Annotated in this window: 22 protein-coding genes; 12 read left to right on the top strand and 10 right to left on the bottom strand. The window is 71.7% G+C overall.

The features are described from left to right. Positions 1–130 precede the first annotated feature (130 nt). A complete protein-coding gene (locus AB0E91_RS11615; protein WP_361778774.1) occupies positions 131–964 on the top strand; it encodes an HAD-IB family hydrolase in 834 nt (277 codons plus the stop codon). A gap of 399 nt (positions 965–1,363) precedes the next feature. On the opposite strand, the gene AB0E91_RS11610 is transcribed toward AB0E91_RS11615, so the two are convergent. Continuing rightward, on the bottom strand, positions 1,364–2,188 hold the full coding sequence (locus tag AB0E91_RS11610) for an oxidoreductase (RefSeq protein ID WP_361778771.1): 825 nt from the start codon (positions 2,186–2,188) through the stop codon (positions 1,364–1,366). A 144-nt stretch (positions 2,189–2,332) separates the two neighbouring features. Here AB0E91_RS11610 and AB0E91_RS11605 point away from each other — a divergent pair, with 144 nt between their 5' ends. Next, positions 2,333–3,313, top strand: a complete 981-nt coding sequence (locus AB0E91_RS11605; RefSeq protein ID WP_361778768.1) for an ATP-binding protein — start codon at positions 2,333–2,335, stop codon at positions 3,311–3,313. Between the two features lie 63 nt (positions 3,314–3,376). On the opposite strand, the gene AB0E91_RS11600 is transcribed toward AB0E91_RS11605, so the two are convergent. Then, positions 3,377–4,642: a hypothetical protein gene (locus AB0E91_RS11600; protein WP_361778766.1), complete on the bottom strand. Its 1,266-nt coding sequence runs from the start codon at positions 4,640–4,642 to the stop codon at positions 3,377–3,379. A 376-nt stretch (positions 4,643–5,018) separates the two neighbouring features. Between AB0E91_RS11600 and AB0E91_RS11595 the strand changes: the two genes are divergently transcribed. The 6 genes from AB0E91_RS11595 to AB0E91_RS11570 all read left to right on the top strand — a co-directional run bounded on the left by AB0E91_RS11595 (position 5,019) and on the right by AB0E91_RS11570 (position 13,222). Continuing rightward, positions 5,019–7,454: a SulP family inorganic anion transporter gene (locus AB0E91_RS11595; RefSeq protein ID WP_361778764.1), complete on the top strand. Its 2,436-nt coding sequence runs from the start codon at positions 5,019–5,021 to the stop codon at positions 7,452–7,454. Positions 7,455–7,579: 125 nt separating this feature from the next. After that, the gene (acs, locus tag AB0E91_RS11590; protein ID WP_361778762.1) at positions 7,580–9,535 is read left to right on the top strand and encodes an acetate--CoA ligase; all 1,956 of its coding nucleotides are present in this window, start codon (positions 7,580–7,582) and stop codon (positions 9,533–9,535) included. Between the two features lie 426 nt (positions 9,536–9,961). After that, positions 9,962–11,404: a Na+/H+ antiporter NhaA gene (gene nhaA, locus AB0E91_RS11585; RefSeq protein ID WP_361778759.1), complete on the top strand. Its 1,443-nt coding sequence runs from the start codon at positions 9,962–9,964 to the stop codon at positions 11,402–11,404. Positions 11,405–11,467: 63 nt separating this feature from the next. Then, a complete protein-coding gene (locus AB0E91_RS11580) occupies positions 11,468–11,971 on the top strand; it encodes a phage holin family protein (protein ID WP_361778756.1) in 504 nt (167 codons plus the stop codon). After that, entirely contained in the window at positions 11,968–12,903 is a 936-nt protein-coding gene (locus tag AB0E91_RS11575; protein ID WP_161183591.1) for an alpha/beta hydrolase, read from the top strand. Before AB0E91_RS11580 ends, AB0E91_RS11575 begins: the two co-directional genes overlap by 4 nt. A gap of 139 nt (positions 12,904–13,042) precedes the next feature. Continuing rightward, positions 13,043–13,222: a hypothetical protein gene (locus tag AB0E91_RS11570; protein WP_361778753.1), complete on the top strand. Its 180-nt coding sequence runs from the start codon at positions 13,043–13,045 to the stop codon at positions 13,220–13,222. Between the two features lie 73 nt (positions 13,223–13,295). On the opposite strand, the gene AB0E91_RS11565 is transcribed toward AB0E91_RS11570, so the two are convergent. The 3 genes from AB0E91_RS11565 to nth all read right to left on the bottom strand — a co-directional run bounded on the left by AB0E91_RS11565 (position 13,296) and on the right by nth (position 16,197). Beyond that, positions 13,296–14,495 (bottom strand): MarP family serine protease, encoded by a 1,200-nt coding sequence (locus AB0E91_RS11565; protein ID WP_361778749.1) that lies wholly within the window; start codon positions 14,493–14,495, stop codon positions 13,296–13,298. A 120-nt stretch (positions 14,496–14,615) separates the two neighbouring features. Further along, entirely contained in the window at positions 14,616–15,311 is a 696-nt protein-coding gene (locus AB0E91_RS11560) for a CoA pyrophosphatase (protein ID WP_361778746.1), read from the bottom strand. Between the two features lie 73 nt (positions 15,312–15,384). Next, complete coding sequence (nth, locus tag AB0E91_RS11555; RefSeq protein ID WP_361778743.1) at positions 15,385–16,197, bottom strand: endonuclease III; 813 nt, start codon at positions 16,195–16,197, stop codon at positions 15,385–15,387. A gap of 311 nt (positions 16,198–16,508) precedes the next feature. Between nth and AB0E91_RS11550 the strand changes: the two genes are divergently transcribed. After that, the gene (locus AB0E91_RS11550) at positions 16,509–17,183 is read left to right on the top strand and encodes a Crp/Fnr family transcriptional regulator (protein WP_018547939.1); all 675 of its coding nucleotides are present in this window, start codon (positions 16,509–16,511) and stop codon (positions 17,181–17,183) included. Positions 17,184–17,328: 145 nt separating this feature from the next. Further along, the gene (locus AB0E91_RS11545) at positions 17,329–18,171 is read left to right on the top strand and encodes a nucleotidyltransferase domain-containing protein (protein WP_361778740.1); all 843 of its coding nucleotides are present in this window, start codon (positions 17,329–17,331) and stop codon (positions 18,169–18,171) included. Between the two features lie 60 nt (positions 18,172–18,231). Here AB0E91_RS11545 and AB0E91_RS11540 read toward each other — a convergent pair whose 3' ends face one another. The 4 genes from AB0E91_RS11540 to AB0E91_RS11525 form a co-directional block, all read right to left on the bottom strand. Beyond that, positions 18,232–19,062 (bottom strand): MBL fold metallo-hydrolase, encoded by an 831-nt coding sequence (locus AB0E91_RS11540; protein ID WP_361778737.1) that lies wholly within the window; start codon positions 19,060–19,062, stop codon positions 18,232–18,234. After that, complete coding sequence (locus AB0E91_RS11535) at positions 19,059–19,934, bottom strand: NUDIX hydrolase (protein ID WP_361778734.1); 876 nt, start codon at positions 19,932–19,934, stop codon at positions 19,059–19,061. Before AB0E91_RS11535 ends, AB0E91_RS11540 begins: the two co-directional genes overlap by 4 nt. Positions 19,935–20,077: 143 nt before the next feature. Continuing rightward, on the bottom strand, positions 20,078–20,542 hold the full coding sequence (locus tag AB0E91_RS11530) for a RidA family protein (RefSeq protein WP_361778731.1): 465 nt from the start codon (positions 20,540–20,542) through the stop codon (positions 20,078–20,080). After that, the gene (locus tag AB0E91_RS11525) at positions 20,539–20,697 is read right to left on the bottom strand and encodes a DUF4177 domain-containing protein (protein ID WP_018547934.1); all 159 of its coding nucleotides are present in this window, start codon (positions 20,695–20,697) and stop codon (positions 20,539–20,541) included. Before AB0E91_RS11525 ends, AB0E91_RS11530 begins: the two co-directional genes overlap by 4 nt. Before the next feature lie 72 nt (positions 20,698–20,769). On the opposite strand from AB0E91_RS11525, the gene AB0E91_RS11520 reads away from it, so the two are divergent. Together AB0E91_RS11520 and AB0E91_RS11515 are read left to right on the top strand one after the other, a co-directional pair. Beyond that, positions 20,770–21,747 (top strand): ArsA-related P-loop ATPase, encoded by a 978-nt coding sequence (locus tag AB0E91_RS11520; RefSeq protein ID WP_361778728.1) that lies wholly within the window; start codon positions 20,770–20,772, stop codon positions 21,745–21,747. After that, on the top strand, positions 21,744–23,114 hold the full coding sequence (locus AB0E91_RS11515; RefSeq protein ID WP_361778725.1) for an ArsA-related P-loop ATPase: 1,371 nt from the start codon (positions 21,744–21,746) through the stop codon (positions 23,112–23,114). Before AB0E91_RS11520 ends, AB0E91_RS11515 begins: the two co-directional genes overlap by 4 nt. 134 nt (positions 23,115–23,248) lie before the next feature. On the opposite strand, the gene wblA is transcribed toward AB0E91_RS11515, so the two are convergent. Beyond that, complete coding sequence (gene wblA, locus AB0E91_RS11510) at positions 23,249–23,587, bottom strand: transcriptional regulator WblA (RefSeq protein ID WP_063777071.1); 339 nt, start codon at positions 23,585–23,587, stop codon at positions 23,249–23,251. Positions 23,588–24,047 lie beyond the last annotated feature (460 nt).

The following is a 24,047-nucleotide window of genomic DNA, read 5'->3' as shown; positions in this document are numbered from 1 at the left end:
CCGACTCGGGGGGGGGGAGGAGCCGGACCGGGTTAGCACGGTCGCGAACGATCCGTGACTTCCATGGTGTACCCGAGAGGCCTCTCAGGCAAACCCACGCGCCACACCTTACGCCGAATGGTGGGCGCCTATGCTCAGGGTTGTGGAAAACCACTCCTTGCCCCGCGCAGCGGCCTTCTTCGACCTGGACAAGACGGTCATTGCGAAGTCGAGCACACTCACCTTCAGCAAGTCCTTCTACCAAGGCGGACTGATCAACCGCAGGGCGGCCTTGCGTACCGCATATGCCCAGTTCGTCTTCCTGGCCGGAGGTATGGACCACGACCAGATGGAGCGGATGCGCGAGTATCTGTCCACGCTGTGCCGCGGCTGGAACGTGCGGCAGGTCAGGGAGATCGTGGCCGAGACCCTGCACGACCTGATCGACCCGATCATCTACGACGAGGCCGCCTCGCTCATCGAGCGCCATCACGCCGCCGGACGCGACGTCGTGATCGTGTCCACCTCCGGCGCCGAGGTGGTGGAGCCGATCGGCGAACTGCTCGGCGCCGACCGCGTGGTGGCCACACGCCTGGTCGTCGGCGAGGACGGCTGCTACACCGGCGAGGTGGAGTACTACGCCTACGGCCCCACCAAGGCCGAGGCCGTCCGGGAGCTGGCCGCGTCCGAGGGGTACGACCTCGACCGCAGCCACGCCTACAGCGACTCGGTGACCGACCTGCCGATGCTCCAGGCGGTGGGCCACCCGCACGCCGTGAACCCCGACCGCGCGCTGCGCCGTGAGGCGGTCGCGCGCGGCTGGCCGGTCCTGGAGTTCCGCAAGCCGGTCCGGCTCAAGCAGCGACTGCCCGCGCTCTCGGTGCCACCGCGACCCGCGCTCGTCGCGATGGCGGCCCTGGGCGCGGCGGCGGCCACGGCCGGCCTCGTCTGGTACGCCAACCGGCGCCGCACCACGACCGCCTGACCGTTTCTTCCCTGTCCGGACCGGTTCACCCGGGATTCAAACCTGAAATCCGGGATGGGTTCATAAGCAAAGAAGTGCGGCCAGGGGTTCCGATTTCTCCACTTTTGCAGTACAAAGGAATCAACGGCCCGCGAGACCAAAGGACATCCGCGAGGATTACCTGTTACTACGCACTTGGCCCCACGGACCTTGCATGAACACTGGGCACCCACGCGACGTCGGACCGTCGATTACGGGCCTGCTACACCAGGGCCGGGCAAAGCACCCCGACCTGATGAGCAACACACGAGGACGCTTGGTAACCCGGGTGAACATGCCAGCGGCGGTACGAGAGGGATTCGTACCGCCGCAACCCTGTCCGGGGCACCCCGCCTTCGGCCGCCCCTCGCCCGGCCCCGCTCAGGCCGCTCCGCGCTGAAGCGCCTCGCACACCGCCGTCGACTCACGGGCACCGAGTTCGACCGCTCGGCCGCAGTGCGCGATCCAGGCCGCCATGCCGTCGGGGGTGCCCGAGACGTACCCCTCCAGCGCGCCCAGATAGGCCGCGCGCCCCAGCTCGGCGTGGCCGACCTCGGAGGGGCACACCGCCTTCGGGTCCAGACCGCTGCCGATGAGCACGATGCGCTCGGCGGCGCGGGCGACGAGCCCGTTGTGCGAGGTGAAGGGGCGCAGCGCGAGCAGTTCGCCGTGCACCACGGCGGCCGTCACCAGGGCGGGCGCCGAGCTGCCCGCGATGATCAGCTCCGCGAGGCCGTCCAGGCGGCCCGAGACCTCGGGGGCGTCCGGCAGCGGCAGCTCGATCAGCGGCTCGTCGGCCGTCTCGCCGGCGCGGCGCGGACGGCCCACCTCGTCGCCGTCGCTCGCGGCCGCCACCAGGTGCAGCCGGGCCAGCACCCGCAGGGGCGACTGCCGCCAGATGGACAGCAGCTGGCCCGCCTCGGCGGTCAGCCTGAGGGCCGCGCCCATGGCGCGCGCCTCGGTGTCGGTACTGAAGTCCGTACGCCGCCGCACCTCCTCCAGAGCCCAGTCGGCACCGGACAGCGCGGCCGAACCACGCGCCCCGCGCAGCGCGGCCTCGGAGGTGATCGCGTTGCTGCGGCGCCGCATGATCCGGTGCCCGTAGACCCGGTCCACGGCCTTGCGCACGGACTCCACGGAGTCGGCCACACCGGGCAGCGATCCCAGAGCGGCGAGCGGGTCGGCGGTCGCACCAGTCGTACTCATGCGTACGACCCTACGCGTCCGCCCGTCGACCGGACCCGCACCCCTGGGGAAGCCCCGTGGACACCCGACGGCCACCCCACGAAGGAGTGGTCTTCGCCGGACTCCATGACACACACAGCAATGAAGCGACTACCGTTCGTGAACATGAAAATTGCTTTCGTCGGGAAGGGCGGCAGCGGCAAGACCACGCTCTCCTCCCTCTTCATCCGCCATCTGGCGGCCGCCGGAGCCCCCGTGGTCGCCATCGACGCCGACATCAACCAGCACCTCGGCCCCGCCCTCGGCCTCGACGAGGCGGAGGCGGCCGCGCTGCCCGCCATGGGCGACCGGCTGCGGCTCATCAAGAACCATCTGCGCGGCAGCAACCCGCGCATCGCCTCCGCCGAGACGATGATCAAGACGACCCCGCCCGGCGAGGGCTCGCGGCTGGTCCGGGTGCGCGAGCCCAACGCGATCTACGACGCCTGCGCGCGCCCGGTGGAACTCGACGGCGGCGCCGTCCGTCTGATGGTCACCGGCCCCTTCACCGACGCCGACCTGGGGGTCGCCTGCTACCACTCCAAGACGGGAGCGGTGGAGCTGTTCCTGAACCATCTCGTCGACGGCCCCGACGAGTACGTGGTGGTGGACATGACCGCCGGTTCGGACTCCTTCGCCTCCGGCATGTTCACCCGCTTCGACATGACGTTCCTCGTCGCCGAGCCGACGCGGAAGGGGGTCTCCGTCTACCGCCAGTACAAGGAGTACGCCCGCGACTTCGACGTCACGCTGAAGGTCGTCGGCAACAAGGTCCAGGCCCAGGACGACGTCGACTTCCTGCGCAAGGAGGTCGGGGACGACCTGCTGGTGACGGTCGGGCACTCGGACTGGGTGCGCGCCATGGAGAAGGGGCGCCCGCCCCGCTTCGGGCTCCTGGAGGAGACCAACGCGGCCGCGCTGCACCGGCTGAGGACCGCCGCCGACGCAACGTACGCGCTGCGCGACCGGGAGCGCTACACCCGCCAGATGGCGCACTTCCATCTGAAGAACGCCGAGTCGTGGGGGAACGAGCGCACCGGGACCGATCTGGCGGCGCAGATCGATCCCGGCTTCGTGCTGGGCGAGGGTGTCGCCACCCCCGCCTGACGTGTACGGCCCGGCCGACGATCCCTGTCTCCTGGTCGACGCCCGCCTCCCGGCCGTCGCCTCCTACTGCTTGGCCGCCGGCGCCCCGGGCACGCCCTTCGGCGCCGGTGCCGGGCGGCCGGAGAGGAAGGACGCCCAGCCCTGCCTGGGCGTCTCCCCGACCTCCAGGGTGCGCAGCTTCGTGAGGGTCTGCGGGTCCTGCGTGTCCAGCCAGTCGGCCAGTTCACGGAAGGAGACGCAGCGCACGTCGGGCTTGCCGCACACCGTCTTCACCACGTCCTCGATGGCCCGCATGTAGGTGCCGCCGTTCCAGGACTCGAAGTGGTTGCCGATGATCAGGGGCGCGCGGTTGCCGTTGTAGGCGCGGTCGAAGCCCTTGAGCAGGCCGTCACGCATCTCGTCGCCCCAGAGACCGAACTTGTCGGGGTCGCCCTGGGTCTGGGTGCCGGACTGGTTGACCATGAAGTTGTAGTCCATGGTCAGCTGCTCGAAGGTGTGCCCGGGGAAGGGGACCAGCTGCATCGACAGGTCCCACAGGCCGTCCTTCTTCTTCGGCCAGAGCTGGTTGTTGACGCCGCTGGAGTCGTAGCGGAAGCCCATCTGGCTCGCCGCCTTCATGAAGTTCTTCTGCCCCTCCAGGCAGGGGGTGCGGGCGCCGATGAGTTCCTTGTCGTAGTCGAAGGGCAGCGGGGAGGCGTTCTTCAGGCCCGAGTTGGTCTTCCAGGTCTTCACGAACTGCTTGGCCTGGTCGATCTCGCTCTTCCACTCGTCCACCGACCACTCGCCGACCCCGCCGTCGGGTCCGCAGAAGTGGCCGTTGAAGTGGGTGCCGATCTCGTTGCCCTCCAGCCAGGCGAGGCGGGCCTGCTTGGCGGTGTCGGCGATGCCCTGGTCGTCGTTGAAGCCGATGTCGGAGCGGCCCGGCGAGTGCTGCGGCGGCTTGTAGAGGTCGCGCTTGGCCTCCGGCAGCATGTAGACGCCGCTGAGGAAGAACGTCATGTTCGCGTGGTTGTCCTTGGCGACCTTGCGGAAGTGCGAGAACAGCTTCTGGCTGTCCTCCCCGGCGCCGTCCCAGGAGAACACCACGAACTGCGGTGGCTTCTGACCCGGCTTCAGCTTCTCGGGCCTGGGCAGGTGCGGCTGCGACCCGGTGTAGGCGGTGGACCCGTCGCCGATCAGACGGACCACGCTCCTGGGGGCGTCGACCCCGTTCTGCGGGCCGGGCGCACCTTCCTTCACGGGGTGGGAGCCGGTGGCGCAGCCGGCGAGGGATGCGGCACCGGCCGCGGCGACCATGGCACAGACGGCAATCCTCTGGGTGGCGGCCATATTTCCGCCCACCTTCTTCCTTCTCTCAGGCGCTTCTCTCGGGCGAGTTGATGACGGCTTTCTGCGGTGACGCGCCGGGTTCGCCCCGACGGCGCCGCCAAGGTCGCACGGGGCCGAGAAGGAATTAGTACGACAAGCCGATGAAATGACCCCTTCACTCTGGAGGGTGGAGATATGCGCCATATGCCTCGAAAAACTATGCGGGACATTTACTCGCCATTACGATTCATTTACCGAAATTTGATCCATCCCGCCGCTGTACGCCGTGACCCACGGCCGCGACCGAACACCCGCCCCATGTCCCGCCATCACACGGTGGAGATCGGGCGAGCCACCCCAAGTCCGCGACCGCGCAGCCCCGGAGGAGACGGGAACGATGTCAGCCACCGCCCCCACTCGCGTTCACTCCCATTCCCCACCCACCGACCCACCGCCCCGGCGTCGCCGTTTCGCCGTCGAGGGTGCCGACCTGTCCGCTTCCGTCGCCGTCTTCCTCATCGCCCTGCCGCTCTCGCTCGGCATCGCGCTCGCCACCGGCGCGCCCCTACAGGCGGGCCTGGTCGCCGCCGCCGTCGGCGGGATCGTCGCCGGCCGGATCGGCGGTTGCCCGCTCCAGGTCAGCGGCCCGGCCGCCGGACTGACCGTGGTCACCGCCGACCTGATCCACCGGTACGGCTGGCGGGCGACCTGCGGGATCACCGTCCTCGCCGGACTCGCCCAACTCGGCCTGGGCTGCCTGCGGGTGGCGCGCGGCGCCCTCGCGGTCAGCCCGGCCGTGGTCCACGGGATGCTCGCGGGCATCGGCGTCACCATCGCCGTGGCCCAGCTGCACATCGTGATCGGCGGCAGCCCGGACAGCTCGGTGCTGAGCAACCTCCGTGCACTGCCACACCAGTTGGCGCACCTGGACCCGGCCGCGGTGACGGTGAGCGCGCTGACCCTGACACTGCTGCTGGCCTGGCCGCGCCTGCCCGGCGAACCGGGGCGCCTGCTGCGCAAGGTCCCGGCCCCGCTCGTCGCGGTCACCGGGGCCACGGCGGCCGCCCTGCTCACCGGACTCAGCCTGCCCCGTGTCGACCTGCCCTCCTGGAGCAGCCACGCGCTGGCCGGGCTGCCCGAGGGACCGGCGCTCGGTGTCGTGGCCGCCGTGCTCACCACGACCCTGGTGTGCAGCGTGCAGTCCCTGCTCGGCGCGGTCGCCGTGGACAAGATGGCCGCCGCCCGCACCGGAGCCCAGGCCCGGCTCGGCCGCTCGGACCTCGACCGCGAGCTCCTCGGTCAGGGCGCGGCCAACATCGTCTCCGGCGCCCTCGGCGGCCTGCCCGTCGCCGGAGTGGCCGTCCGCAGCACGGCGAACGTGAACGCGGGCGCGGTCAGCCGCAACTCCACGATGCTGCACGGCGTCCTCGTGGTGATCGCCACGCTGCTGATGGTTCCGCTCCTGGAGCACATCCCGCTCGCCGCGCTCGCCGCCCTGGTGATGGCCGTCGGTGTCCAGATGGTGTCCCTGCACCACATCCGTACGGTGAACCGGCACCGCGAGGTCCCGGTGTACGCCGCCACCACGCTCGGCGTCGTCGTCCTCGGCGTCCTGGAGGGCGTACTCCTCGGGATCGCCGTGGCCGTCTTCCTCGCCCTGCGCCGCCTCACCCACACCCGCATCACGCACGAGGAGAAGGACGGGGTCCACCATGTGCGCGTACGCGGCCAGTTGACGTTCCTCGCCGTGCCCCGGCTCAGCAGAACCCTGCATCATGTGCCCCAGGGCGGCCGCGCGGTCGTGGAGCTGGACGGCTCCTTCATGGACCACGCGGCGTACGAGGCGCTGCAGGACTGGCGGACCTCCCACACCGCGCGCGGCGGCTCGGCCGAACTGACCGGCAGACACGGCACGTTCCACTCCCCCGAGGCGTCCTCCACCGCCTGCCGCTGCCGTCCCTGGACACCATGGCGCAACCACCAGTGCGCGATGCCGTCCGGCGGCGCCGGTCCGGCCGGAGACCCGGAGCCCGCACGCGCGGACCTCACCCCCGCCACCGGCATCGAAACGCGCGCACCCGGCACCACTGCCGAAACCCGCACCCCCGAAACCGCCGCACCCGGCACCACCGCCCCCGACACCTACCCCCACGAACTCGCCCGAGGCATCAGCTCGTTCCAGCGGAACACCGCCCCGCTGGTCCGGGAGGAGCTGGCGCGGCTGGCGCGGGAGGGGCAGCGGCCCTCGCAGCTGTTTCTCACCTGTGCCGACTCCCGGCTGGTCACCTCGATGATCACCGCGAGCGGTCCCGGCGATCTCTTCGTGGTGCGCAACGTGGGGAACCTGGTCCCGCCGCCGGGCGAGGAGCACGGCGACGACTCGGTGGGCGCCGCCATCGAATACGCGGTGGACGTGCTCGGGGTCCGCTCGATCACGGTGTGCGGGCACTCCGGGTGCGGCGCGATGCAGGCGCTGCTCACGGCGGAGCCCGGCGCCGCCCCGACCCCGCTCAGACGCTGGCTGCGGTACGGGCTGCCGAGCCTGGAGCGGATGGCCACCGACGCCGGCACGGCGCCCCGGCTGGCGGAGCGGCCCGCCGCCGACGCGGTGGAGCGGCTGTGTCTGACCAACGTGGTCCAGCAGCTGGCGCATCTGCGGGCGCACGAGTCGGTGGCCCGCGCCCTGGCGGCCGGTGCGCTGGAGCTGCACGGGATGTATTTCCACGTGGGTGAGGCGCGGGCCTATCTGCTGGGCGGCCCCGCGGCGGAAGGGGTGTTCCACGACGTCAGAGAGGACATGAGAGAGGTGGAAGAGGTCTGCGGTCCCGCGTGAGCGGTCATTCCGGATGGGTCGCAGAAAGGTCTAAACCAATTCTGCGGCCCACCCTTGTCATCGGCCTCCTGGTCTGATGAGGTGTGGCCCGGGACACAACGGACACCCTGGGAAAGGGAGATGTCGTGAGCAACGAGAGCCTGGCCAACCTCTTGAAGGAGGAGCGCCGCTTCGCGCCGCCCGCTGACCTGGCGGCGAACGCCAACGTCACGGCCGAGGCGTACGAACAGGCCAAGGCTGACCGGCTCGGCTTCTGGGCCGAGCAGGCCCGGCGACTGAGCTGGGCCAAGGAGCCGACCGAGACGCTGGACTGGTCGAACCCGCCGTTCGCCAAGTGGTTCCAGGACGGCGAGCTGAACGTCGCCTACAACTGCGTGGACCGCCATGTCGAGGCCGGGAACGGCGACCGGGTGGCCATCCACTTCGAGGGCGAGCCGGGCGACAGCCGCTCGATCACCTACGCGGAGCTGAAGGACGAGGTCTCCAAGGCCGCCAACGCCCTGCTGGAGCTGGGTGTCCGCAAGGGCGACCGGGTCGCGATCTACATGCCGATGATCCCCGAGACCGCGATCGCGATGCTGGCCACGGCCCGCATCGGCGCCGCGCACTCGGTCGTCTTCGGCGGCTTCTCGGCGGACGCGCTGGCCACCCGCATCAAGGACGCGGACGCCAAGGTCGTCATCACCTCCGACGGCGGCTTCCGGCGCGGCAAGCCGTCCGCGCTCAAGCCTGCCGTGGACGAGGCGGTCGCCAAGTCCGGCTCGGTCGAGCACGTGCTCGTGGTGCGCCGTACCGGGCAGGACGTGGCGTTCGACGCCGAGCGGGACGTCTGGTGGCACGACCTGGTCGGACGCCAGTCGGCGGAGCACACCCCGGAGGCGTTCGGGGCGGAGCACCCGCTCTTCATCCTCTACACCTCGGGCACCACGGGTAAGCCGAAGGGCATCCTGCACACCTCGGGCGGCTACCTCACCCAGGCGGCGTACACCCACTGGGCCGTCTTCGACCTCAAGCCGGAGACGGACGTCTACTGGTGCACGGCCGACGTCGGCTGGGTCACCGGGCACTCGTACATCGTGTACGGCCCGCTGGCCAACGGCGCGACCCAGGTGATGTACGAGGGCACCCCGGACACCCCGCACCAGGGCCGGTTCTGGGAGATCGTGGAGAAGTACCGCGTCTCGATCCTCTACACCGCCCCGACGGCGATCCGGACGTTCATGAAGTGGGGCGACGACATCCCCGCGCAGTTCGACCTGACCTCGCTGCGCGTCCTGGGCTCGGTGGGCGAGCCGATCAACCCCGAGGCGTGGATCTGGTACCGCAAGAACATCGGCGCCGACCGCACCCCGGTCGTCGACACCTGGTGGCAGACCGAGACCGGCGCGATGATGATCTCGCCGCTGCCCGGCGTCACCGAGACCAAGCCCGGTTCCGCGCAGCGCCCGCTGCCCGGCATCGGCGCGACGGTCGTGGACGACGAGGGCCACGAGGTGCCGAACGGAGGCGGCGGCTATCTGGTCCTGACCGAGCCGTGGCCGTCGATGCTGCGCACCATCTGGGGCGACGACCAGCGGTTCCTGGACACGTACTGGGCGCGCTTCCCGGACAAGTACTTCGCGGGCGACGGCGCCAAGAAGGACGACGACGGCGACATCTGGCTGCTCGGGCGGGTGGACGACGTGATGCTGGTGTCCGGGCACAACATCTCCACCACGGAGGTGGAGTCGGCGCTCGTCTCGCACCCGGCGGTCGCCGAGGCGGCGGTCGTGGGCGCGGCGGACGAGACCACGGGCCAGGCCATCGTCGCCTTCGTGATCCTGCGCGGGAACGTGACGGAGGACGAGAAGCTCGTCGCCGAGCTGCGCGACCACGTGGGCGCCACGCTGGGCCCGATCGCCAAGCCGAAGCGCGTGCAGCCGGTCGTGGAGCTGCCCAAGACCCGCTCCGGCAAGATCATGCGCCGACTGCTGCGCGAGCTGGCGGAGGACCGCGAGCTGGGTGACGTGACGACCCTGGCCGACTCCACGGTCATGGCGCTCATCCAGAGCCGGATGCCGTCCAAGCCCAGCGACGACTAGGGCCTGTCTTTCGGATCAGGCAGCTCCAGCCGAGCGAGCTTTTCGGCCGACCCGAGCGGGGGCTGGTGCGTGCAACTGCAAGGCGGAGGAGGGAGTCGACGCGGAGCGTCGGCGAGTGACGACAACGCCGCAGATGTGCGTGCCAGCCCCCGCGACTCGGGCTGATCCGAAAGACAGGCCCTAGGGAGCGGTACGGCCGACGAGGGGTGCCCGGTGCGCGGGAAGCGCCGGGCACCCCTCGCGCGTACACCCCCGTACGCGCCCCCTCGCACAGCGAGCCCTCGTACGCCCCCCAACGCAACGGGGTGCGCCACCCCACGAACTTAGGTAAAGTAAACAAAATCGGCACGTACGACGTGCCCAAGGTGCGCCGGGAAGTCTGGTCGGCAAGCGTTTTGTCCTGCCCGCGACCGGAAGGCCCCCGTGATGACCGCGCCCCGCACCCCGAACGCCGGCCGCCGGGCCCTTGGACGGCTGTCGCTGCCCGAGCGGACCGCCGTCGCGGACGCGCTGCGCACCGAGACCGTGGGCGGGGTCCTCGTCCTCGTCGCCGCGATAGCCGCCCTCGTCTGGGCGAACGTCCCGGCACTCCGCGACAGCTACGAGGCGGTCAGCCACTTCCATCTCGGCCCCGCCGTCCTTGGCCTGAACCTCTCCGTCGCGCACTGGGCGGCCGACGGCGTGCTCGCGGTGTTCTTCTTCGTCGCCGGGGCGGAGCTCAAACGCGAACTCGTCGCAGGCGACCTGCGCGACCCCAGGGCGGCCGCGCTGCCCGTGGCGGCGGCGCTGTGCGGGATGGCCGTACCCGCGCTGGTGTACACCCTCACCGGCCTCACAGGCGACGGCTCACTGGCCGGGTGGGCGGTGCCCACGGCCACCGACATCGCCTTCGCGCTCGCCGTGCTCGCGGTCATCGGCACCTCGCTGCCCAGCGCCCTGCGCGCCTTCCTGCTCACGCTCGCCGTCGTCGACGACCTCTTCGCCATCCTGATCATCGCGGTGTTCTTCACCGGCCGGCTCGACTTCGCCGCGCTCGGCGGGGCCGTCGCCGCCCTGGCCGTCTTCTGGCTGCTGCTGCGCAAGGGCGTGCGCGGCTGGTACGTCTACGTGCCGCTCGCGCTGGTGGCCTGGGCGCTGATGTACCGGAGCGGGGTGCACGCCACCATCGCGGGCGTCGCCATGGGGCTGATGCTGCGCTGCACCACCCGTGAGGGCGAGGAGCGCTCGCCCGGGGAGCGGATCGAGCATCTGGTGCGGCCGGTGTCGGCCGGGCTCGCGGTGCCGCTGTTCGCGCTGTTCAGCGCCGGGGTGCCGGTCTCCGGCGGGGCGCTCGTGCAGGTCTTCACCCGGCCGGAGACGCTCGGTGTGGTGCTCGGCCTGGTCGTGGGCAAGACCGTCGGTGTCTTCGGCGGCACCTGGCTCACCGTGCGCTTCACCCGGGCCACGCTCGGCGAGGGCCTCGCGTGGGCGGACGTGTTCGCGGTCGCGACGCTCGCGGGGATCGGTTTCACCGTCTCGCTGCTGATCGGCGAGCTGGCCTTCGCGGACGACGCCGCGCTGACCGCCGAGGTCAAGGCGGCCGTCCTCGTCGGATCGCTGATCGCGGCCATCTGTGCGACCGTGCTGCTGAAGGTACGTAATGCGAAGTACCGCGGTATGTGCGAGGAAGAGGAGCGCGACGAGGACGAGGACGGTGTCCCCGACATCTACGAACAGGACGATCCGGCGTACCACCTGCGCATGGCCGCGATCCACGAGCGCCGGGCCGCCGAGCACCGCAGGCTGGCCGCCGAGAAGGCCGCCGCCGCGCGGCACGCGCGTGCGGAAGTGCCCGGCGGGGCAGGCGGGGAGAACGGTCGTCCGGCATGATCTGACGAGACGGTACAAACCAAGCGGTACACCAAGACGGCACCACTTCAGAGGGAGAACGCGATGAGCGCACCCGACGGCAGCCCGGTCGGCGCCGAACACAGCATCGGCCAGTTGTTCGCTTCGGCGTCGACCGACTTGTCGGCGCTGGTGCACGACGAGATCGCCCTGGCCAAGGCGCAGCTCAGGCAGGACGTCAAGCGCGGTGCGATGAGCGGCGGTTCGTTCTCGGTGGCGGGCGCGCTGCTGCTGTTCTCCCTGCCGATGCTCAACTTCGCGCTGGCGTACGGCATCCGCACCTGGAGCAACTGGAACCTCGCGCTCTGCTTCCTGCTCTCCTTCGCGGCCAACGTGCTGCTCGCCGTGCTCCTCGCGCTCGTCGGCCTGGCGCTCGCCAAGAAGGCCAAGAAGAGCAAGGGCCCGCAGAAGGTGGCCGCTTCGATGAAGGAGTCGGCGGGCGTGCTCCAGAAGGCCAAGCCGCACCCCCGCGGGACCGGCCCGCAGCACCCGCGCGCGCTGCCTCCGGCCGAACGCGGGCGCAAGGCTGTGGCACGCTCGTCCTCATGACGGAACCCGCCGCCGCCCCGGCCGTACGCATCGGCATCCCCTCCGGGGAGAAGGTCACCCACCGGGACGTCGCCGCCAACGGCGCACGTTTCCACATCGCCGAACTCGGCGACGGCCCCCTGGTGATGCTGCTGCACGGCTTCCCGCAGTTCTGGTGGACCTGGCGCCATCAGCTGTCCGCGCTCGCCGCGGCGGGCTATCGCGCCGTCGCCATGGACCTGCGCGGCGTGGGCGGCAGCGACCGCACCCCGCGCGGCTACGACCCCGCCAACCTCGCGCTCGACGTGACCGGTGTGATCCGCTCGCTGGGCGAGCCCGACGCCGCCCTGGTCGGCCACGACCTGGGCGGCTATCTGGCCTGGACGGCCGCCGCGATGCGGCCCAAGCTGGTGCGGCGGCTCGCCGTGGTGTCGATGCCGCACCCCAGGCGCTGGCGGGCGGCGATGCTCCGGGACACCCGGCAGACGGCGGCCAGTTCGTACATCTGGGGCTTCCAGCGGCCGTGGATTCCCGAGCGCCGGCTGACCGCCGACGACGGGGCGCTGGTGGGGCGGCTGATCCGGGACTGGTCCGGACCGCGCCTGCCGGAGGACGCGGACGTGGAGACGTACCAGCGGGCCATGTGCATCCCGTCCACCGCGCACTGCTCCATCGAGCCGTACCGCTGGCTGGTGCGCTCGCTGGCGCGCCCCGACGGCATCCAGTTCAACCGCCGGATGAAGCGGCCGGTACGGGTGCCCACGCTGCATCTGCACGGCTCCCTCGACCCCGTCACCCGGACCCGCAGCGCGGCCGGTTCGGGCGAGTACGTGGAAGCGCCGTACCGCTGGCGGCTGTTCGACGGGCTCGGCCACTTCCCGCACGAGGAGGACCCGGTGGCGTTCTCCACGGAGCTGATCAACTGGCTGAAGGACCCCGAACCCGACCGGTGACCGTTCGGGCGCGCGGAGTGCCCCTTTTCCCGACCGTTCCTGAACACTTGTCCGCCGAACGGCCACATGCCTGACGCATAGGCCGATCGGTGGGCGCGGAAGCGGTTATCGACCTTGGGGCGGGGGCACACGTCGGGGTATGGGCTGGACGCACGACTACAGTGACGCACCCCGCGACCGCCGCTCCCTCGCCGGATCCGGTTCGGCGCGGCGAGGGACACCGCAACTGGCGGAAGCGGACCCGAGGGTGGGGATTCCGCGCATTCTGCGCCGCCGGGCCCGCTGGGTCTCGGTACGCCTGCGTCACCCGCGCGGCTGAACGCACGGCCGAGCGCGCGGCTGTACGCACGGCTGAAACGGCACCGGCCGCCAGGCCGCCCCCGTACCGGGTCTCACAGGGCGCAGTTGTCCGTGCCCACCTGCTCGGTGGCGGTGCGCCCCTTGGCGATGTCGGCGCGGATCTCGTCGGCGGTCAGGGCGTAGCCGGTCTCGGCGTCGTCCAGCGACTTGGCGAACACCACGCCGTACACCCTCCCCTTGGGGGTGAGCAGCGGGCCGCCGGAGTTGCCCTGGCGGACGGTGGCGTAGAGCGAGTACACATCGCGGGCGACGGTGCCCCGGTGGTAGATGTCCGGCCCGTTGGCCGTGATGCGCCCGCGCACGCGCGCCGCGCGCACGTCGTACGAGCCGTTCTCCGGGAACCCGGCCACGATCGCGCCGTTGCCGCCGTCGGCGTCCTGGGTGGAGAACCGCAGTGCGGGCGCCGTCAGGTCGGGCACGTCCAGGACGGCGATGTCGCGCCGCCAGTCGTACAGCACGACCCTGGCCTCGTACTTGCGGCCCTCGCCGCCTATCTGGACGGTGGGTTCCTCGACGCCGCCCACCACGTGCGCGTTGGTCATCACGCGGCGGTCGCCGAAGACGAAGCCCGTGCCCTCCAGGACCTTGCCGCAACTGTGCGCGGTGCCGGTGACCTTCACGATGGAGCGCTGGGCCCGCACGGCGACCGCGCTGCGCGCGAGGGCCGGGTCGGGCGGCTGGACCTCCTGGATGGGCTCGTTCGAGAACGGGCTGAAGACCTGCGGGAAGCCGTTCTGCGCGAGGACGGAGGTGAAGTCCTTGAACCAGATGTCGGCCTGACCCGGCAGCATCTGGTCCATGCCGACCAGCACCCGGGAGTCGCGCACCTCGCGGCCGACCGTCGGCAGCGTGGTCTGGGCGAGGGCGGAGCCGAGCAGCCAGGCGACCAGCAGCATGGCGGCGACGTTGACGAGCGCGCCGCCGGTGGCGTCCAGGGCGCGGGCCGGTGACCACGTGATGTGGCGGCGCAGCCGGCCGCCGAGGTGTGTGGTCAGGGCCTGGCCGACGGAGGCCACGACGATGACGACGACCACGGCCACCACGGCGAGCGTGGTGCCGACCTTGCGGCCGCCGGTCACGGCGTCCCAGATCACCGGGAGCGCGTAGACGGTGACGAGACCGCCGCCGAGGAAGCCGGTCACCGACAGGATGCCGACGACGAAGCCCTGGCGGTAGCCGACGACCGCGAACCAGGCGGCCGCGGCCAGCAGGAGGATGTCGAGCACGTTCACCGCTTCTGGCCCCGCCCCATCACTTTCGCTCCGGCCCCGGCGGCTCGGCCGGGGACCCGGGGAGCGGCGGCAGGCCCGCCGCTGTCGTGTCCCCGGGGAAAACACCGCACGGACACCCTGTCACGACCGCCGGTCGAGCGGGACCTGCCGGGATCGGTCCCAGGGCATTTCCCAGCCCGCGTAGTGCAGCAGCCGGTCGATCACCCCGGCGGTGAAGCCCCACACCAGGGCCGATTCGACCAGGAACGCCGGGCCTCGGTGGCCGCTGGGGTGGGTGGCCATGGCGCGGTTGGCGGGGTCCGTGAGATCCGCCACGGGGACGGTGAAGACCCGTGCGGTCTCGTTGGGGTCGACGACGCCGACCGGGCTGGGCTCGCGCCACCAGCCGAGGACGGGCGTGACGACGAACTCGCTGACCGGGATGTAGAGCGCGGGCAGCACGCCGAAGAGCTGCACGCCCGCCGGGTCGAGCCCGGTCTCCTCCTCGGCCTCGCGCAGGGCGGCCCGCAGCGGTCCGTCGGCCTTCGGGTCGCCGTCCACCGGATCGAGCGCGCCACCGGGGAAGGACGGCTGGCCCGCGTGCGAGCGCAGCGAACCGGCGCGCTCCATCAGCAGCAGCTCGGGGCCGCGCTCGCCCTCGCCGAAGAGGATCAGCACCGCAGACTGGCGGCCCGAGCCGTTCTCCGGCGGCAGGAAGCGGCTCAGCTGGAGCGGCTGGACCGTCTCGGCCGCGCGGACCACCGGCTCCAGCCAGCCGGGCAGCCCCTCCCGGCGCACGGCCACCGGCCCCTCGTGCGTGTCCCGCGTGTACGTCATGCCCGCCCCCTCGCCGTCGCCAACGCCCGTGCTCCCCGCGCCCCTGCCGTCGTCCGGCCCGCGGCCTCCGCCGTCATCCGGCCCCCAGCGGCGGGGCCGCGATGCCGCCCGCGTCCAGATACGCCTGCGGCGGGTTCAGCCGCTGGCCGGGGAAGCCGCCCTTCTCGTACTTGAGGAGCTTCCGCGCCTTCTCGGGGTCCGTCTCGCCCTCGCCGTACGAGGGGCAGAGCGGGGCGATGGGGCAGACGCCGCAGGCGGGCTTGCGGGCGTGGCAGATGCGGCGGCCGTGCCAGATCACGTGGTGGGACAGGTCGGTCCAGTCCTTCTTGGGGAACAGCGCCCCGACGGCTGCCTCGATCTTCTCGGGTTCGGTCTCCTCGGTCCACTTCCAGCGCCGCACCAGCCGCTGGAAGTGGGTGTCCACGGTGATCCCAGGGCGTCCGAAGGCGTTGCCGAGGACCACGAAGGCGGTCTTGCGGCCGACTCCGGGCAGCTTGACCAGGTCCTCGAGCTTTCCGGGCACCTCGCCGCCGAAGTCCTCCACGAGGGCCTTGGAGAGCCCTATGACCGAGCGGGTCTTGGCCCGGAAGAAGCCGCAGGGCCGCAGGATCTCCTCGACCTCCTGCGGGTCGGCGGCCGCGAGGTCCTCGGGGGTCGGGTACTTGGCGAAGAGCGCCGGGGTCGTCTGGTTGACGCGCAGGTCGGTGGTCTGGGCCGACAGGACCGTGGCGACCACGAGCTGGAAGGGGTTCTCGAAATCCAGCTCGGGGTGGGCGTAGGGGTAGACCTCGGCCAGCTCGCGGTTGATCCGGCGGGCGCGGCGGACCAGGGCGGTGCGGGACTCGCCGGCCACCTTCTTCGCCGCAGCCTTTTTTACGGTTTTCACCTTTTTGCCACTTCCATCGGAACCCTGTTCGCCCACGGCGGAATCGCGGCGCACGGTCACCCGTTCAGCCCCCTCGGCCTGTGCTCTCACCGGCTGTTTGGACACCCGGCCAGCCTAAAGCCCGGCACCGACATCCGCCCCGGACCCGGAGGATCAGCCCCCGATTGGACCCCTGCCGCTCACGTTGGGACACGTGTGCGGCATCCTTGTGACAGATCACACTGTTTGGACCGTCCGGCAAAATGGGGAGCACGGTCCCCTGGCACGTGGGGGAGAACCATCCCCTGAGCAGGTCGACAAGGAGAGAACTCGTGGACGACGTTCTGCGGCGCAACCCGCTCTTCGCGGCTCTCGACGACGAGCAGTCCGCGGAGCTTCGCGCCTCCATGAGTGAGGTGACCCTCGCCCGTGGAGACTCCCTGTTCCACGAGGGCGACCCCGGCGACCGGCTGTACGTCGTCACGGAGGGCAAGGTCAAGCTTCACCGCACCTCCCCCGACGGGCGGGAGAACATGCTGGCCGTCGTCGGCCCCGGTGAGCTGATCGGCGAGCTGTCGCTCTTCGACCCGGGCCCGCGCACGGCGACCGCCACGGCGCTGACCGAGGTCAAGCTGCTCGGCCTCGGCCACGGCGACCTCCAGCCCTGGCTGAACGCGCGCCCCGAGGTGGCCACGGCCCTGCTGCGCGCCGTCGCCCGCCGGCTGCGCAAGACCAACGACGCCATGTCCGACCTGGTCTTCTCCGATGTCCCCGGCCGCGTCGCGCGCGCTCTGCTCGACCTCTCGCGCCGCTTCGGCGTGCAGTCCGAGGAGGGCATCCACGTCGTCCACGACCTCACCCAGGAGGAGCTGGCCCAGCTGGTGGGCGCCTCCCGCGAGACCGTGAACAAGGCGCTGGCCGACTTCGCCCAGCGCGGCTGGCTGCGCCTGGAGGCGCGGGCCGTGATCCTGCTGGACGTGGAGCGCCTGGCGAAGCGCTCGCGCTGACCCGACCCGCACACGGTGACAGGGGCCCTGCCGGACGGCGGGGCCCCTTCCCGTGGGCCCGGCCGGTGTCCTCCCGCGTACCGGGCCGTCGCAATCGCCGTAATTCGGCTGATCCGCACCGCCCCGTACCGGCAGAGTGCGGGGTATGCCCGAGCCTCAGCGCCTTCCCGCCCCGCACGGCCTGGACCCCGACGGGTTCATCGCGCGCGAGGGCTCCCTCGCGCGCGTGCCGCCCGCCTTCCGCCCGGTCGTGGCCGCCGCGCGCGACCGCCTCACCGCCGCCTACGGCGACCGCCTGGACAGCGCCTACCTGTACGGCTCGGTCCCGCGCGGCACCGCGCGCGAGGGCCGCAGCGACCTGGACCTGCTGGTCGCGCTGCGCGCGGAGCCGACCGAGGCCGACCGGACCGTCGCGAACGCCCTCGGGGCGGCCCTGGACCGGGAGTACGGCGTGATCGACGGCGTGGGCACCCTCCTGTACGGCCGGGAGCGGCTGCTGAGCGAGGCGGAGCGGCACGACCTGGGCTGGTTCGTGGCCTGCCTGTGCACCCCGCTCGCCGGGGACGACCTGGCCGCCCTGCTGCCCCGCTACCGCCCGACCTCCCTGCTGGCCCGCGAGACCAACGGCGACCTCGCCCGGCTGCTGCCCCGCTGGCGGACCCGGATCGCGGCCGCGCCGGACACCGAGGAGGCGCGCAGACCGCTGGTGCGCTTCATGTCCCGGCATCTCGTGCGCACCGGCTTCACCCTGGTCATGCCCCGCTGGCGGGGCTGGACGAGCGACCTGGGCGAGATGGCGGAGGTCTTCGGGGCGTACCACCCGGAGCGGGCCGCCCCGATGCGCGTGGCGGCGCGCTACGGCCGCGAGCCCGCCGGGGACACGGGGGTGCTGCGGCTGTACACGGACGACCTCGGCCCCTGGCTCGCCGCCGAGTACGCGCGCGTGCACGGCGAGAAGGTCCTCCGTCCGGAGGAGGTCACGCCGTAGCGACGGCCGGATCGGCGGCGCCGGTCGGATCGGCGGGGCCTGCTGGATCAGCGGGGCCGGTCAGATGAGCCCGTGCTCACCCAGATAGTCCAGCTGGGCGCGGACGGACAGCTCGGCCGCGGGCCACAGCGAGGGGTCCACGTCGGCGTAGACGTGGGCGACGATCGCGGGCGCGCCGCGGTGGCCGTTCTCCACGGCCGTCTCGACCTGGGCGAGCCGGTGGGCGCGGTGGGCGAGATAGAACTCGACGGCGCCCTGGGCGTCCTCCAGGACCGGCCCGTGGCCCGGCAGAACGGTGTGCACGCCGTCGTCCACGGTGAGCGAGCGCAGCCGGCGCAGGGAGGCCAGGTACTCACCCAGACGGCCGTCGGGGTGCGCCACCATGGTCGTGCCGCGCCCGAGGATCGTGTCGCCGGTCAGCACCGCGCCGTCGGCCGGGAGATGGAAGCTCAGCGAGTCCGAGGTGTGCCCCGGGGTCGCTACGACCCGCAGTTCGAGCCCGCCGGTGGTGATCACGTCTCCGGCCGCCAGCCCCTCGTCGCCCAGGCGCAGCGCCGGGTCGAGGGCACGCACGCGCGTGCCGGTCAGTTCCGCGAAGCGGGAGGCGCCCTCGGCGTGGTCGGCGTGGCCATGGGTGAGCAGGGTGAGGGCTATGCGCCGCCCGTCCCGCTCCGCCGCGTCCACGACCGCGCGCAGATGGCCCTCGTCCAGGGGCCCGGGGTCTATGACCACGGCCAGGTCGGAGTCCGGCTCGGCGACGATCCAGGTGTTGGTGCCGTCCAGGGTCATCGCGGAGGCGTTGGGCGCGAGGACGTTGACGGCCCGTTCGGTCGCGGGGCCCGAGGCGACCACGTTCCGGGGCTGTCCGGGCAGTACGGCGGCGTCGGTCATGCCGCACCTCCGCCGGGGGCCGCCTGGACGTGCCTGGTGAACTCGTCGTGCCCCGGCCAGCTCAGCACGACCTCGCCGCCCCGCAGCCGGGCGCGCGCGAGCACCGGGGTCATGTCCCGCTCCGGCGCGGCCGCGAGCACGTCGGCGGCGGTGCCGTACGGCAGCAGCTGGCGCAGGGTGGCGATGGTGGGCGGCATCATCAGCAGCTCGCCCCGGTCGTACCCGGCGGCGGCCTCCTCGGGGCGTGTCCAGACCGTGCGGTCGGCCTCGCCCGAGGTCTCGCGGGTGCGCTGGCCCTGGGGGAGGGCGGCGGCGAAGAACCAGGTGTCGTAGCGGCGGGACTCGAACTCCGGGGTGATCCAGCGGGTCCAGGCGCCGAGCAGGTCGGAGCGCAGGACCAGGCCCCGGCGGTCCAGGAACTCGGCGAAGGACAGCTCGTGGGCGGTCAGGGCGGCGCGGTCGGCCTCCCAGTCGTCGCCGCCGGTGTCGCCCACGACCGCGTCGGGGCCGCTCCCGGCGAGCAGGACGCCCGCCTCCTCGAACGTCTCCCGCACGGCCGCGCAGACGACGGCCTGGGCGCTGCTCTCGTCCACTCCGAGCCGCTCGGCCCACCACGCGCGCGAGGGGCCCGCCCAGCCGATCTCACGGTCGTCGTCGCGCGGGTCGACCCCGCCGCCCGGATACGCGTACGCGCCTCCGGCGAAAGCCATGGAGGCGCGTCTGCGCAGCATGTGCACGGCAGGCCCGGCCGGTGTGTCCCGCAGCAGCATCACGGTCGCCGCGCGTCTGGGCGCCACGGGAGTGAGCGTGCCGTCCGCGAGCGCGCGGATGCGGTCCGGCCACTCCGGGGGGTACCACTGACCGTTCGCCATGGCCGGAGGCTATCCCGGACAGAGCGAATGTTCGAGAGGTGGCCGGGGGTCGTGCGGGGTGTTTGACGTGGGTGTTACGTGAGCGACCACCCATGGATCACGGAAGCCGCTCCGCCTGGTCTACGGAAGCAGCTCCGCCCGGCTCACGGAAGCAGCTCCACCTGGATCTCGACCTCCACCGGCGCGTCCAGCGGCAGCACCGCGACGCCGACCGCGCTGCGGGCGTGCACGCCCCGGTCGCCGAGGACCTGGCCGAGCAGTTCGCTGGCGCCGTTGAGGACGCCGGGCTGGCCGGTGAAGTCGGACGCGGAGGCCACGAAGCCCGTGACCTTCACCACGCGGGCGATGCGATCCAGATCACCCGCGACGGACTTCACGGCGGCCAGCGCGTTCAGCGCGCAGGTGCGGGCGAGGTCCTTGGCCTCCTCCGCGGTGACCTCGGCGCCCACCTTGCCGGTGACCGGCAGCTGCCCGTCCACCATGGGCAGCTGGCCCGCGGTGTGGACGTACACACCGGACAGCACGGCCGGCTGGTAGGCGGCCAGCGGCGGCACGACCTCGGGCAGTGTCAGCCCGAGTTCGGCCAGCCGGGCCTCCACCGCGCTCACGCCTGCTTCTCCCGCTTCAGGTAGGCCACGAGCTGCTCCGGGTTCGGTCCGGGCACGACCTGGACGAGCTCCCAGCCGTCCTCGCCCCAGTTGTCCAGAATCTGCTTCGTGGCGTGGACGAGCAGCGGCACGGTCGAGTATTCCCACTTGGTCATGGGGCCGACTGTAGTCGCTGTTATCCACAGCCTCCCGCGTGACTGTGGCCCGGACTGGTTAGTCTCGAAGACGTGAGCAGGCTCCAGGTCGTCAGCGGCAAGGGCGGGACCGGAAAGACGACGGTCGCCGCCGCCCTCGCGCTGGCCCTCGCGACCGAGGGGAAGCGGACGCTTCTCGTGGAGGTCGAGGGCCGGCAAGGCATCGCACAGCTCTTCGAGACCGAGGCGCTGCCCTACGAGGAGCGGAAGATCGCCGTCGCTCCCGGGGGCGGGGAGGTGTACGCACTCGCCATCGATCCCGAACAGGCCCTTCTGGACTACCTCCAGATGTTCTACAAACTCGGCGGCGCGGGCCGCGCCCTGCGGAAACTGGGCGCCATAGACTTCGCGACCACCATCGCACCGGGCCTCAGAGACGTACTGCTGACCGGCAAGGCGTGCGAGGCGGTGCGCCGCAAGGACAAGCAGGGCAGCTTCCTCTACGACCACGTCGTCATGGACGCGCCCCCGACCGGCCGCATCACCCGCTTCCTGAACGTCAACGACGAGATGGCGGGCCTCGCCAAGATCGGCCCGATACACAATCAGGCGCAGGCCGTGATGCGGGTGCTGAAGTCGCCCGAGACGGCGGTGCACCTGGTGACGCTCCTGGAGGAGATGCCGGTCCAGGAGACCGCCGACGGCATCGCCGAACTCCGCGCGGCGGGGCTTCCGGTGGGCGAGATCATCGTCAACATGGTCCGCCCCGAGGTGCTGGACGCGGCCGACCTGGAACTCGCCCGCACGGTCTCGCACTCCGCCGTCGCCCGCGCGCTGTCCGCGGCCGGACTCGGCGGCGCCCGCCGCGGCGGCAACGCCGAGCGGCTGGTCGACCCGCTGCTGAACCAGGCCGCCGAGTACGCCGAGCGGTACGCGCTGGAGCAGGAGCAGCGCACGGTCCTCGCCGAGCTGGACCTGCCCATGCGCGAACTTCCGCTGTTCGCCGAGGGCATGGACCTCGCGGGCCTGTACGAACTCGCCACCGAGCTGCGGAAGCAGGGGTTGTCATGAGTCCGGACCCGGCACGGCCGAAGGCCGCCGGAGCGCACGCCGAGGACGGCGAGCGCCCCGGCCTGTCCCCCGCCCGCGCGCTCGACGTGGACGCGCTCCTGGACGACCCCGGGACCCGGATCGTGGTGTGCTGCGGCTCCGGCGGGGTCGGCAAGACCACGACGGCGGCGGCGCTCGCGCTGCGCGCGGCCGAGCGGGGCCGCAAGGTGGTCGTCCTCACCATCGACCCGGCCAAGCGGCTCGCCCAGTCCATGGGCATCGACTCGCTGGACAACGTGCCGCGCCGGGTCAAGGGCACCGAGGACCGCCGTCCGGACGCCGGGTCCGACGACACCCCGGGCGGCGAACTGCACGCCATGATGCTCGACATGAAGCGCACCTTCGACGAGGTCGTGGAGGCGCACGCGGACCCCGAGCGGGCCGCCCAGATCCTGGCGAACCCCTTCTACCAGACGGTCTCCGGAGGCTTCGCGGGCACGCAGGAGTACATGGCGATGGAGAAGCTCGGCCAGCTCCGCGCCAAGGACGAGTGGGACCTGATCGTCGTCGACACCCCGCCCTCCCGCAACGCGCTGGACTTCCTGGACGCGCCCAAGCGGCTCGGGTCGTTCCTGGACGGCCGCCTCATCCGCGTCCTCACCGCCCCGGCCAAGCTCGGCGGCCGCGCCGGGATGGCCTTCCTGAACGTCGGCATGTCGATGATGACCGGCACGCTCGGCAAGCTGCTGGGCGGTCAGCTCCTGAAGGACGTACAGACCTTCGTCTCCGCGATGGACACCACCTTCGGCGGGTTCCGTACACGCGCGGACGCCACGTTCAAGCTGCTCCAGGCACCCGGTACGGCATTCCTCGTGGTGGCCGCGCCGGAGCGGGACGCGCTGCGCGAGGCGGCGTACTTCGTGGAGCGCCTCGCCGCGGAGAAGATGCCGCTGGTCGGGCTGGTCCTCAACCGCGTGCACGCGAGCGGGGCCGGACGGCTCTCGGCCGAACGGGCGCTCGCGGCCGCGGAAAATCTTGCGGAGGACCGCATTGTCGATCAGGGGGACGGGAAAGCTGGATCTCGTAACTCTCCCGACATGTACGGAAGTTCAGACTCCGCTCCGTCCGAGGACCCGGCCCCCGGCGCAGGCTCCCCCGCCACCGATCCGGACCGGTCCGTCGACGAGCTGACGGCGGGCCTGCTCAGGCTGCACGCCGACCGGATGCAGTTGCTCGCACGCGAGCAGCGCACCCGGGACCGCTTCGTCTCGCGCCACCCCGAGGTGGCGCTCGTCGAGGTCCCGGCCCTCCCCGGCGACGTACACGACCTGGCGGGCCTGCGCGACATCGGAGACCGTCTCTCCGAGGGCCGCACGGAACTGACCTGATGAGGGCCGCACGGAACTGACCCCATGGCGCACGCGCCCGTACGACAGCGGCGCACGCGGCCCCGCCACACCTGGGCAGCGGCACACGCGGCAGCCCAGTACCTACCCCGTCGGCCTATGCCGAGGGCAAGCCCTCAGCTGACCGCCGCGTAGTTCTCGTACACCTCGTCGTTGTCGAGGGGCACGATTCCCGTGCCGCGCTCGTACTCCGAACGGGCGGTCTCCAGCAGCCGCCGCCAGGAGGTGACGGTGGGGCGCCGGCGCAACAGGGCGCGGCGCTCGCGCTCCGTCATGCCTCCCCACACACCGAACTCCACACGGTTGTCCAGCGCGTCCGCCAGGCACTCCGTCCGCACCGGGCACCCGGTGCACACCGCTTTCGCCCTGTTCTGCGCTGCTCCCTGAACGAACAGTTCATCCGGATCGGTAGTGCGGCAGGCGGCCTGCGCACTCCAGTCGGTAACCCAGCCCATACCGGCGCCGTCCTCTCCCGAATCGAGGCTCCCCCACGGCGGCAGCGGCATATTCACCGCCGCCAGTTGAGGACGTTACGGAAGGCGCGGACAGCGCAACACCCCCTTCGGGCCCAATCTTGAATGGCCCGAACGGACTATGGGTAAGCGGCAGATCACCCGGAGGAGTGAGCTGACGACATGCGTGATCATCCCGGCGAAGCGGGACGGTTGTGGTGCGCCACAAGGGGCGTCCGGTGACACACGAGGCGGATTCGGACACGCCCCGCCGGAAAGTGGGGGTACTCCCGGAACGATTCGGGGTCGCCGGACGTATTGCTACATGGCCGCACCGCTGTGACAGTTGAGCGCAGCTTAGGCCAATGCCTGTGCGCGTGTCCGGCGAATGGACACGGACGCGCCCCGCCGCGCCGTGCCATGACGCCCGCGTGCTCCCGTGGCGCCCGCGTGCCACCGGCGT

Source organism: Streptomyces sp. NPDC026659 (assembly GCF_040638245.1).
Taxonomy (GTDB): Bacteria; Actinomycetota; Actinomycetes; order Streptomycetales; family Streptomycetaceae; genus Streptomyces.
The sequence above is the reverse complement of the archived record's forward strand: the minus strand, read 5'-3'. Positions and strand labels throughout refer to the sequence as shown.